Source organism: Nostoc sp. UCD121, assembly GCF_014222285.1.
Lineage (GTDB): Bacteria > Cyanobacteriota > Cyanobacteriia > Cyanobacteriales > Nostocaceae > Nostoc.
Map to the genome: position 1 here is coordinate 25,310 of NZ_JACKZS010000063.1, position 11,292 is coordinate 36,601.

General features: G+C 39.4%; 9 protein-coding genes and 2 pseudogenes. 6 read left to right on the forward strand and 5 right to left on the reverse strand.

Annotated elements, in window-relative coordinates:
• Positions 1 to 139 precede the first annotated feature (139 nt).
• On the reverse strand, positions 140 to 2,854 hold the full coding sequence (locus GNF10_RS37885; protein WP_221643343.1) for a nuclear transport factor 2 family protein: 2,715 nt from the start codon (positions 2,852 to 2,854) through the stop codon (positions 140 to 142).
• A gap of 307 nt (positions 2,855 to 3,161) precedes the next feature.
• Positions 3,162 to 3,287, reverse strand: coding sequence for a hypothetical protein (locus GNF10_RS38585; protein WP_260445831.1), 126 nt, complete (start codon positions 3,285 to 3,287; stop codon positions 3,162 to 3,164).
• A gap of 746 nt (positions 3,288 to 4,033) precedes the next feature.
• On the opposite strand from GNF10_RS38585, the pseudogene GNF10_RS15510 reads away from it, so the two are divergent.
• The 6 genes and pseudogenes from GNF10_RS15510 to GNF10_RS15530 form a co-directional block, all read left to right on the forward strand.
• Positions 4,034 to 4,414, forward strand: a pseudogene (locus tag GNF10_RS15510) (IS4 family transposase); the annotation flags it as partial.
• A 261-nt stretch (positions 4,415 to 4,675) separates the two neighbouring features.
• Positions 4,676 to 5,191: pseudogene (locus GNF10_RS38590) on the forward strand (multicopper oxidase domain-containing protein); the annotation flags it as partial.
• A gap of 72 nt (positions 5,192 to 5,263) precedes the next feature.
• Positions 5,264 to 6,355 carry a multicopper oxidase domain-containing protein gene (locus tag GNF10_RS38595; protein WP_311774163.1) on the forward strand — a complete coding sequence of 364 codons (1,092 nt, stop codon included), beginning with the start codon at positions 5,264 to 5,266 and terminating at the stop codon, positions 6,353 to 6,355.
• A gap of 201 nt (positions 6,356 to 6,556) precedes the next feature.
• The gene (locus GNF10_RS15520) at positions 6,557 to 7,693 is read left to right on the forward strand and encodes a hypothetical protein (RefSeq protein WP_185585221.1); all 1,137 of its coding nucleotides are present in this window, start codon (positions 6,557 to 6,559) and stop codon (positions 7,691 to 7,693) included.
• Positions 7,694 to 8,368: 675 nt separating this feature from the next.
• The gene (gene cobW / locus GNF10_RS15525; protein ID WP_185587680.1) at positions 8,369 to 9,409 is read left to right on the forward strand and encodes a cobalamin biosynthesis protein CobW; all 1,041 of its coding nucleotides are present in this window, start codon (positions 8,369 to 8,371) and stop codon (positions 9,407 to 9,409) included.
• Positions 9,410 to 9,526: 117 nt separating this feature from the next.
• Complete coding sequence (locus GNF10_RS15530) at positions 9,527 to 9,997, forward strand: ABA4-like family protein (RefSeq protein ID WP_185587683.1); 471 nt, start codon at positions 9,527 to 9,529, stop codon at positions 9,995 to 9,997.
• Between the two features lie 47 nt (positions 9,998 to 10,044).
• Here GNF10_RS15530 and GNF10_RS15535 read toward each other — a convergent pair whose 3' ends face one another.
• The 3 genes from GNF10_RS15535 to GNF10_RS15545 form a co-directional block, all read right to left on the reverse strand.
• Positions 10,045 to 10,260 (reverse strand): acetyltransferase, encoded by a 216-nt coding sequence (locus GNF10_RS15535; RefSeq protein WP_185587685.1) that lies wholly within the window; start codon positions 10,258 to 10,260, stop codon positions 10,045 to 10,047.
• Positions 10,261 to 10,541: 281 nt separating this feature from the next.
• Complete coding sequence (locus GNF10_RS15540) at positions 10,542 to 10,850, reverse strand: DUF3181 family protein (RefSeq protein ID WP_114082015.1); 309 nt, start codon at positions 10,848 to 10,850, stop codon at positions 10,542 to 10,544.
• Between the two features lie 119 nt (positions 10,851 to 10,969).
• Complete coding sequence (locus GNF10_RS15545) at positions 10,970 to 11,227, reverse strand: 2TM domain-containing protein (RefSeq protein ID WP_174709452.1); 258 nt, start codon at positions 11,225 to 11,227, stop codon at positions 10,970 to 10,972.
• Positions 11,228 to 11,292: the final 65 nt, after the last annotated feature.

An 11,292-nucleotide genomic window follows, 5' to 3' on the forward strand; every position in this document is an offset into this window, starting at 1 on the left:
AATTGTGATAATCACGAACTACTTTATTGAGGCGAAAATCTGGGAGTTAAGATTTAAATTTGCACAGTGATCAATGCAGAAAGTATGTAGCGATTGCAGCATTCATTGTGCAAGTAAACTAACCGGATAAAACCTGATATTACTGTTGCGAATCAACACTTGAGAAATATTTATTTCCATTGCCATTTGTTTGAGTTGGTTGCTCTTGGGGCTTACCTTGATAGAATGGCAAAATATCTGCATAAACTCGCCATTCACTCACCTGGTTGCCTCTCATTCGGTAAATATCGCAACAGGCTATAGTGAGATGTCTTTTATCCTGAACAGTGATGTATTTAGCATCCATCTCTACAACAATTATGCCTGATTCATGCCAAATTTTGCGGATTTCATGACCCGTAAACTTAGCAGTATTTGCAAACATTGAAGATAAGAAATTCACAACAGCTTGCTTACCATAAACTGGTTCAGATGAGCCAACCTTGTAGAAAATATCATCGGTCAGAAAATGCTTGACCTGTTCCCAATCTTCATTCAATACGAACCCTGACAGTTGTACAACAGCTTCTAACTGTTCTGATAAATTTAATTCTTCTTTGCCTATTGACCATTTTGGTCCATCTATTGACCATTTAGGAGCAAATCCAGCTTCCACCCTTCTTTTGCCTTCAGGATGTTCTGCAAAGTGCTTTCTCATTGTATGTAACGAAGCCAGTTTCTTCCCTTGGTTGATGGTGAATATAGAAGCAGATTCAGGGACAAAAGTTCTTGGGTTAAATACAGGATTCACATCCATAAAAATCCGCAGTTCTGAGAATTTATCGCCCTCCACGCGGAATATATCGCAGCAAGGTAATCTGACTACAGAACCATCTTTGCGCCAGTAAATAACATCCATTTCGACAAACACGACATCTTCTATTTCCCGGATCATCTTAATATCGTGGTATACGGCAGATATCTGGCTGAAGAAAGCCTCGGCAGATTTCTTAATGGCAGCTTTATCTAAACACACCTCAAAGTTACCGAACTGATAAACTGGTGTGTCAGTAAAAAAAGTAATAAATCCTTCTGTATCAAACGCCTCGCCTCTTGAGAACAAGCGTTTTACTAGGTCTGATGTTGTACCGGGAGGTCTTTCTAACGTAGCTTGGTTTAAATTTGCGATCGCGGCTTCTACTTTGCTATTTGAAACAGCAGAAGATATTCCATTTGCCATATTATATTCCTCCTGTGCTTTGTCAAAATGTTCTTTAGCTTTACGGGTGACTTGGTTGAATTCCAGCTGTTCTCCATTTGGCCCTTTACAATAGAACAATGCCCAACCTTCAAATTCACCAAAGTCAGTTTCTGCTTGATCCTCTGCTAATAAATCTGGCTCATTCCAAAATTTATTAGAATTGTATCTGAGGGCAATTTTTCTTCTTTCTTCTGCGGATTTTACATGAATTACACGATTGAAAACAACATTAGTTAGTCCTCGATTGTGACACTCGTCTTCCAGAATTTTGGCAAAGATATTTAGATCCACATTATCTTTCACATGAAAAGAAATATGCATTGCATTGACATTACCAATGTGGGAAGGAATACTTTCCCTAGAAGAAGACTGAGCATTTAAGATCGCAGCTTCTCGAAAATAAATGAGTTCAATACAAGTGTTACCAAATGAGATAAATTTAATATCCAATGCCTCTTTTGCATCTCTGAGATTGGGAATATCAAAATTTTGGGGATTGGCTACTTGAAGGTTTGCATCTATCTCTTCTTTTTGAAAGAGAGTGTTTTGCATTCCATCACCCATCAATCCATTTTCTGCAATAACTAACTTCCCTCCTAACACTTCTAGGTAAAATTCGAGGGATTTTTCCATATCTTGGACTGTTACCCCGACATGTTGCATCCCTTGCAGATAATGTCCTAATCCAGATTTAAGATTTTGCTTACCGCTCATTAAAGAAACTATGTTCTCCTGCAATTGATTTGTTGCTCCTACTTTTGCGATTAACTCTGCCACCCTAGAACTCCGCTGACCGGCTAAGGTCATCTGACCGTCGTAGACAAAAGTGTAAACACTCCTTTCAGGAAAAGAATTGATTCTTTTAACATATTTTGCTTGCTCCTTTACTGCTGTTGTATACTCTTTGGAAGCAAAGAATGTTTGCATTTCTAGAGTATTAGAGAACGCAATTTCAAAAGCTGCTTGATACTGCTGCTGTTGTGGTTCATAATGAGAAACTTTTGCAGCATCAGGACGCGAATTATCTACTTCCTCAAATAAATGCAGTCGAAATTTGAGTACCAAATCATTTTTGACAATAGCTGGAGCAAAGCTATCTGTCATATATTTGCGAAACTCCTCCACATTCACAGCATCAGATTTCTTTAGCATGACGTGGAATTTTAAAATGTTTAGTTCTCCGTTAGGGTTTCCCGTGGGAATCGCATCAATATATGTTTTGGAATTACCAAGGCTAGCGTTGTATCCAATTGCCTTGCGAAATAAGTTGTGTTCGTCATCCATCAGCACAGTAGCAGTCTTAAACCATGTCTGACGGTCTGATTCTGTCTCAAAGGTTAATTCGGCAATGCCATCAAATTGCTCTTCAAGCTGCGAGTTGTAGTTTATGCCATCAATAATTGGCCACAAGTCACCCTGATTATGAGCTACATGGAATTGCCAGTATTGATGTTGACCTGGCAACCTGGCACAGACTGGCCCGTGAACATTTTTCCAGTAATCATCGAAAAGCTCTAGCGTTATTCCCTTTTTTTTCCACAAAAGAACGTAGAATACTACTTTGCCTTTTTGATCACGGATTGCATAATCGGTTTTTCTAATTGTTGAGATCATTTGTCCAACTCCACTTTGTTCAAAAATCTGATTAAGACTACCGAAGCAACCTACGGCCTTATTGAATCCTGCATAAACATATATAAATAAAAGAAGTTCTTCAATTTCCGCGTGATTTGTAGGGGATGTTCAAAAATCAACTAGGAAACCTATATATTCATTAGAAACTTTCTCTGTATGTTGAATGATGTTTCTGCGTTATGTTTTACCAGCCTGTTGAACTGATTCATTCAATACGTAATTATTTAATTTTTTTCAATTTTTTAGTATAGAAGATCAATAAATTAAGGATAAATTTAACCCTCTGTTATGGCTTTCGGCAGAGAATAATTTGTAACCCTTGCCCAGATAGGATTTTAACTGTAGAGCTTTGTTTGAAGGTTTCTATTAGCTTGCGATCGCTAATCTTCGCACTAAATCTAGGTTTCATCATTTAGCCCCAATTTTTATTTCCCCAGAGTGACATAAGAGGGTTAAGAATATCGATAATTAGTGACAAGCTCAGGAAAAGCAGGATTCGTCAATGTGAGAGGAAAAGTCGATAAATCAAGGGGTTGAGGCTTTTGCGTATGGTTTTTACAACATCAAGGTTCTTGTTCTTTGGAGCGATAAACAATAGAACTGGGTCAGTAACCTTGCCCAGCTCACAAGGCTGAAGCTGAAATTTGGAGACATCAGCGCCTGATGAGCGAAGGTTGTATTTCTTTGCATACTACCAACTTAATTACGTAGTGAGGGTTAAAATATTTACCCTCATAATAAGAATTGCTGATTGTCAACATAAATCAGTTAAGTTTTTCTCTAACGTTAGGATCTTATCTGGTTAAAAAATTATTGAAAGTGAAAACTAGATCAGAATCGAAAATACTTCGATTTGACCAGGTTTTGGCCTCTGCCCTACCTTGTGCCTAGTAAGAATTAACCTAATTGGGTAGAGTTATACGTTTAAATATAATGCGTAGGCATCGCCTACTACAACTTATGTTCATGAAACCTTGAGGGGATACAAAATCCCATGAAATGCCTACAGGTTAAAGAATATGGCAATTTATGGTAAAACAAAAAGAGCCTTCATTCGCAATAAGTTTTATTTAATGACAAAGTTACCTGACTTTTACGAAAAACATTTGAAATGGGAACTTGGACTTGCCGAGTATTTAATACTAAAAATTCTGATTAGCTTATAAACAACGATTCGATATTGAAGAGATGTTTAGAGACTTTAAGAGCGGCGGCTATAACTTGGAAGATACTAATGTATCAGGTCAACGATTAATTTTTCTAATTTTATTAATATCACTTGCCTATACTAGCGCAACAATATCTGGTCAAAAAATTAAACGTATGACTGTCCAAAAATATGTTGATCGTATTATTAAATCTGGGCGAACTGTTCGCTGTCATAGCAGTTTTTATATTGGATTATATGGGTCTAATTCGGTCAATTTCCTTGAAGAAACAAGCGAGTTAGTTGCCGAATTATTGAAACTAAATTCTAATAAGTGTAAGTACTACCAGCAAGGAGAAAGGGCGATGAGGCTTATTTTATCTGTATCCTAGCCCTTTTTGTAGCCCCGTAAGTCATTAAACAATATCTTATAAGTTTACAAGGATAATTACTTAGAAAAACATCTCACATAATAATCTATCGGCAAAAACCAATTTAAGATTTATTTCCCCGTCAGAGCAAACACATCTCACTAAAGCTAAGGCAGCTTTTTATACTTTATGTATACACCTAAAAAAAAGGCAGCAATCTTAACGAGAAGGCAGTTCATGTTTGCAAGTGCGGGTAGTGGCGCAGCATTCCTTGCTACTGCCATGCTTAAGGCAAATAGAACTTATGCATACTCGAACTCCCGGGTGCAGATAACGAAGTTTACCGAGACTCTACCCATCCCATTCGCAGGTTCGGCACCCAACACTTTGATAATTGCACGGAGTTCACATTCGTTTCACCGCGACTTAGAGGCAGGTCCCACGTTAGCTTATGGTGGTTTATCAATTCTGGGGCCAACTATCGAAGTCACAAGAGGCATACCCCTCAGCATCAACGTGGTTAACAATATCGTTGGAAACCATCCCTTCTTAGGAGCAGTTGACACGGGGTTGCATGGCACTCTAGAGTCTGACAAAACTAGCCCTCGGGTATCGTTGCATCTGCATGGTAGCAACACCGAAGCCAAAAGTGACGGATATCCAATGGACACGTTTAGACCAGGGGAGAATTACCTGTACAACTTCAACAACAATCAGGAAGCAGCCACCTTGTGGTATCACGATCATGCGATGGGAATCACTGGTTTAAATGTGTTGGCTGGTCTTGCAGGGTTTTATCTAATCAGGGACATTGACGATCCCGTGGGTGGTAATGGACCACTCGGTCTGCCAGCTGGTGCTCCCTATGAAGTGCCCCTGGTAATACAAGACCGTTCTTTCAACGCTGATGGCTCGATGTCTCATCCTAACCAGCCCCCCTGGTTAGTAGAGTATGTTGTTGATGTTGCTACTGTAAACGGAAAGGCGTGGCCAAACCTCAATGTAGACCGTACCTTATACCGATTCCGAATTGTTAATGGCTCAAGCGCCCGGACTTACAACCTCAAGCTGTCGTCGAAGCAGCCAATTATTCAAATTGGCACTGACCAGGGTATGCTCAACGCTCCAGTGTATTTGTCTCGTCTGTTGCTCTCTCCTGGCGAGCGGGCTGATGTGCTGATCGATTTCTCTAGTAGTTTGCCAGGAGACAAGATCGTTTTACAAAATGATGCTATTTCACCATATCCATCAGGTAGGGCTAACTTAATCATATTTAATCCTGAACTGCCTGAAATCATGCAATTCACAGTGAATGCGGGTTCTGCTGACCCCAAGCCAGTTCCCAAGATACTGCGACTGTATAAACCACAGATAAAACCGATAGCTGTTCAACCGATACGGCAACGGTTTCTGACGCTGGTAGAGATAACTGGGCCAAGCGGGCCAATTGTGCTGCTACTTAACAATGTCTACTGGGATGAGACATTCAAAAATCCTGAATTGATGGAGCGGCCAAAAGTTGACACAGTGGAACAGTGGAACATCATCAATCTTCAGCCTGTCGCCCACCCAATGCACTTGCATCTGGTTCCGTTCCAGATCCTCAACCGACAAAAGATTAATGCGGCCAAGTATTTAAAAGCATACGTTGCTACAGGACCTCGTACAGTTCTTACAGAATATGCAGTGGGTGGGCCGACGATGCCAACTGGTTATCCACCACCTGATCCTACTCCCTTTGTGATCGGGCCAGCAAGACCGCCAGCGCCAAACGAGGCTGGATGGAAGGATACAGTGTTAGTCAATCCTTATGAAGTCACCCGTCTGATCGTTCCATTTGGAGCTCAAGCAGCAGAGAATCTACCCTTCAGCAATTCGTTCATCGGAACCTACGTCTGGCACTGCCATATGCTTGGACATGAGGACAATGAAATGATGTTGCCTTATGAGATAACAACGTAATTCCTAGCAGAAAAAGTTGATGACAACGGATGACTACAGCAATACCAGATAAGTTGTGAATATAATATGATCCCCCAAGAGATATGTTCAAAAACTATTTAAGATTGCTGTAGCTACGTAAATAAACCACTCACTCCAAATAAATGAACTTCTTGCGCTATTTTAATTACAAATTACCTATCTAATTTCAAGGTGGATATTATGAAATTGCTCTCAACACTAGCTATTAGTAGTTATTCAATTTCGCTCAGTTTTCTCACTATAGCTTCACCCGCTCATGCGGTATCTGAAAGCGAGACTAATAACTCTTTTGCTACCACAAAGCTTCTACCATCTGGTGTTAATAGTGTAGATGGACAACTGGAGAATGAGAGCGTTGACTTTTACACTTTTTCAAATTTTGATGCCGGAAACTTATTTACTGTAGAGGTAAATTCACAGTCATTTGATCCACTTATAGGGCGGCTGAATGATTTCGGTAAAATTATAGAAATAAACGATGACCAATCTGACAATAATGTTCTGCCCATACTAACTGGAGAGATACCTGCAAGTGGTAACTTAAATTTAGCTTTGTCTGGCTTGAGAGACATTAACCTAACCGGGAATCACTTTGAATCTGGTTCATATACATTGTCATTAAAAACATTTGTTTTACCCAGTTCTCCTAATAATACAACACTTGTTAACGGTGGTTTTGAAACTGGCAATTTTACTGGATGGTCAACACTTGGCTCTACCAGTATTGAGACCGCAACATTTGGCAGTGATCCAACTGACGCAACTTCGCAAGCTTTATTGTCAACTGGGGGCGCTACATTTGATGATTCAATTACAGAAAAATTCTTAGGATTAGAAGCTGGAAGTCTGAATAATCTTAGCAAAGGGCAAGTTACTAAAGGCTCTACTATTCAACAAATATTCACAGCTAAAGCTGGAGATATTTTAAGTTTAGATTATAATTTTATGAGCAATGAGGTATTACCGCCAATTACTTTTTCAGATTTCTCCTTTGTTTCAATCAGTTCTTCTTCAGACAGTTCAATCAATTCCCTATTAGAACTGGCTGATGTAAGCGATGCCACATCGACAACTTCCCTAACAGAGTTTTTTGAAGAGACTGGATTTCAGACTTTTTCCTTTAAGTTACCGACCACAGGAACATATACTTTAGGAATTGGAATTATAAATGTGGGAGATATCGCTTTTGATTCTGGACTATTGATTGACAATGTTAAAGTCACCTCTGTTCCTGAACCGAGTTTTGGTTTATTAAAATTTAGTGCTTTGGTACTCTTAGTATTCTGGAAAAAGTTTCTTGACAACTTGCTGCACTAAGTAATTGCACGCGCCGAAATACCCTGCGACTTAGAAGATTTACTAGCGCAGAGCGATTACGAGAAAGAGGTGACAGCCTGGCTGGATTTACACAACGTACCTGATGGCTGGAAAATTGTTTATTCCTTAGTCCGGTGAGGACTGGATACTCAATGCCTGGATACCATTGTGGGGCATTTACCCAGCAATTTTAATTTTGAAAACAAAAGAGATAAAGTTCTCTTGTTTACACAGGAAACTTCTGTCTAATTATCATTCTTTTAAAGAGAAAATCAATCATTATAATTAACTGAAGAGAGGCAGCTTTGAAAATCTGCCCATTACAAATAGATTCAACTTATAAATATAGCTGAAGTTTCGACCTACTTTGTGTTTTTTCTCAACGCGATCGCTGCCTTTATCCTTTACTTAGTACCTATGTACTATATTTAGATGCGTTTGCCCTGAATAATACCCCGTTTGTTTTTCACCATTGCTGGTGGAAGCGATACCACATACTTGATTGCAATAGTTGCATGATGTAAAGTTTTGCCATTTGGCCACGTGGCAATATTTTCCAGCTAACCATAGACTTTCAGCTTAAAATAACTAAGTCAATCTTCAAACCAAGCTTAATCTCAGTATTTAAGTTTGTAACCCGTAAAACTTCTCATACTGAGGAAATCAGGCAAAAATATGGCAACCAAAATTCCTGTCACAGTGATTACAGGCTTCTTAGGTAGTGGGAAAACCAGCCTAATTCGCCACCTGCTACAAAACAACCAAGGCCGCCGCATTGCCGTTTTAGTCAATGAATTTGGCGAACTCGGTATTGATGGGGAATTATTAAAATCCTGTCAAATTTGCCCCGAAGAAGGTGAGGGCGACACTAATATCTTTGAATTAACCAACGGCTGCTTATGCTGCACCGTACAGGAAGAGTTTTACCCGACGATGCAAGAGTTAATCAAGCGGCGAGATAGCATCGACTGCATTTTGATTGAAACCTCTGGTTTAGCCTTACCAAAACCATTGGTGAAGGCTTTTCGCTGGCAAGAAATTCGCAACGCCGCCACTGTTGATGCGGTGATTACGGTGGTAGATTGTGCGGCGGTAGCAGCAGGGACATTTGCTAGCGATCCAGATGCGATCGCAGCCCAGCGCCAAGCAGATGATAATCTAGAACATGAAACACCCTTGCAAGAACTGTTTGAAGACCAACTTGCTTGTGCAGACTTGGTGGTGTTGAATAAGATTGATTTGGTGGATGCCGAGACAAAAGCGAGAGTTGAGGAATTAATTAAGCAAGAGTTGCCCAGAGTGGTGAAAATTGTCGAAAGCGACCGTTCTCAACTAGACGCATCTATATTATTAGGATTCCAAGCCGCAGTTGAAGATAATTTAGATTCTCGTCCCAGTCACCACGATACTGAAGAAGACCACAACCACGACGAAGAAATTACTTCAACTAATTTAGTTTTGGATCGTACCTTTGATCCAGAAAAGCTGCAACAGCAGTTAGAGAAATTAGCACAACAACAAGAAATTTACCGGATAAAGGGCTTTGTTGCAGTGCCAAATAAATCTATGCGTTTGGTGATGCAAGGCGTAGGAACCCGATTTGATAAATTTTACGATCGTCCCTGGAAACCCGAAGAGGCTAGGCAAACCCGCTTAGTTTTCATCGGACGTGATTTGAAGTCTTCAGAAATCGAATCGCAACTTGTAGCTTTATAAGTATACTCAGATTCTCGACTTCTCAAAGAAGTCGGGGATCTATATACTGAGAGTTATGATTTATGAATAATTAGTTAATTCAAAACAATAACGGAAAATTCTTCACTTTACAAAAATATGACAATCTCTCAATTTTTTAACTTTGCCAACCTTTTTGTGTTGCCCTTTTGGGCGTTAATGATTTTATTGCCAAACTGGAAAGTTACACGGCAGATAATGTCATCATATTTGCCATTTGTGCTGTTAGCTGGAGCGTATTTTTATTTGTTTATCAGCAGTATTACCCCAGAAAATGCCCAAGCTTTATCGAATCCTCAATTAGCTGATATCGCTAATTTTTTTGCAGATGAAACGGCTGCTGCAACAGGTTGGATTCATTTTTTAGTGATGGATTTATTCGTCGGCCGTTGGATTTATTGGGAAGGGCAAAAAACAGGTATTTGGACAATTCACTCACTTGCACTATGTTTGTTTGCTGGCCCTATGGGATTACTGTCTCATATCTTGACTTACTGGATTGCTAAGACATTTTTCCCGAAATTTCAGCAGAATGAAACGGTGACAGTAGGAGAAAAAGCTGCCTCATAATCTGGCATTTAGTAGGGTAGGATAGCTGTGCTACCCTACTTTAATAATTAAGCGTTGTTGTGCCTATAGTCGGCATCTAACCAACAGCGTGGTAGAACTTCACCTGAAGGAAAAACGAGATTTTCTTTTTTAAAAGTATCAAGTTGCTGTTCTTCTTGACCTTCTTGGTCTTTTGCATGAACAACATCATTATTCGGGTCAATTAATTCCTGAATTTCAACAATCTTGACTAATTCGCCACTATCTTTGACTTGTAAAAGCATAGAAATTGCCTCAATGAAGTTTGCATGAAAGTTCAAAGCGAGTCTCAATATAAACTCGCTCAAATCTAAACTGATTTTGAACGCGGGTATCCCTTAATTGTTAAAGGAAATTTTTATCAGAAATCCACACAGACATTACACGAGATTTATCTGTGTGTATCTGTAGAGTTAATTCTTATAAAATAGAGACAGCAAATATATACCTAATTCAGCAACTAAAATCGAATTAGGAAATGCTGATTAATTAAATTGTCAACCTTAGATAATCTTGGTTTTAATGATTAGAACTCACGTTGATATTTTTCCAAAATATCAACTAAAGTAACCTGGCATTGTAGTGGCAGTAAATCGATTAAAGGAATTTCACTTCTACCGCCGCCAATTTTTACTGAAATCGATTCCAATACTTTTAAAACTTGGTCTTCATTTACACTGTTGGAGGTAATTAAAGGATAGAGTCGTTCGGCAACAAGTGTATGCAGTTTGGCATTGGATAGATAAAGATGCCATTTGGCAATGTCTATGTAGACATTTTCGCCAATTTCAGCTGCTAGGGCTTCTAGTAATTCCGTGGTGTTAGTCTTAGCCATAAAAATAACCCTACATTAAGAAAAAGTGCGAAATCTCAGGCTTTTTTATATTATGGCTCAATTAACAGGCTAATCCTACTACCAGAGGTTACAATCGCCCTAGCATGAGTAATCCATCTTCAGGTGGATTTTGGTGGAGTTTCGGTGTAGTTAGCGATCGCACTAATATAAATCAGATGCGCTAACACTATTCCTGTCCAACTTAAAGTCACCCACGGCAGCCACTCCCAGGTAGTGCCTTTCAAAATGTGGAAAAACCACAAGCCAGAATTTATAGTAGCTGCGATCGCTACATGGGTGGCAAAATTCATCCGGTCATCGATCTTACGATAATCAGGGTCTTTGCGATCGGGTTTGCGAGGCCAACGAGGAGGCATAAATATTTGTTACAGATTTAAATACACCCTATTTATTCTAAGGTTTTTGTGGCAATGGTTGCTAT

Excerpts from the sequence above, each read along its gene's own strand:
- GNF10_RS15540 (WP_114082015.1), bottom strand. The coding sequence starts at position 10,850 with ATGGCTAAGACTAACACCACGGAATTACTAGAAGCCCTAGCAGCTGAA.
- GNF10_RS15545 (WP_174709452.1), bottom strand. The coding sequence starts at position 11,227 with ATGCCTCCTCGTTGGCCTCGCAAACCCGATCGCAAAGACCCTGATTAT.
- GNF10_RS38585 (WP_260445831.1), bottom strand. The coding sequence starts at position 3,287 with ATGATGAAACCTAGATTTAGTGCGAAGATTAGCGATCGCAAGCTAATA.
- GNF10_RS15535 (WP_185587685.1), bottom strand. The coding sequence starts at position 10,260 with ATGCTTTTACAAGTCAAAGATAGTGGCGAATTAGTCAAGATTGTTGAA.
- GNF10_RS15520 (WP_185585221.1), top strand. The coding sequence starts at position 6,557 with ATGAAATTGCTCTCAACACTAGCTATTAGTAGTTATTCAATTTCGCTC.
- GNF10_RS15530 (WP_185587683.1), top strand. The coding sequence starts at position 9,527 with ATGACAATCTCTCAATTTTTTAACTTTGCCAACCTTTTTGTGTTGCCC.
- cobW (WP_185587680.1), top strand. The coding sequence starts at position 8,369 with ATGGCAACCAAAATTCCTGTCACAGTGATTACAGGCTTCTTAGGTAGT.
- GNF10_RS37885 (WP_221643343.1), bottom strand. The coding sequence starts at position 2,854 with ATGATCTCAACAATTAGAAAAACCGATTATGCAATCCGTGATCAAAAA.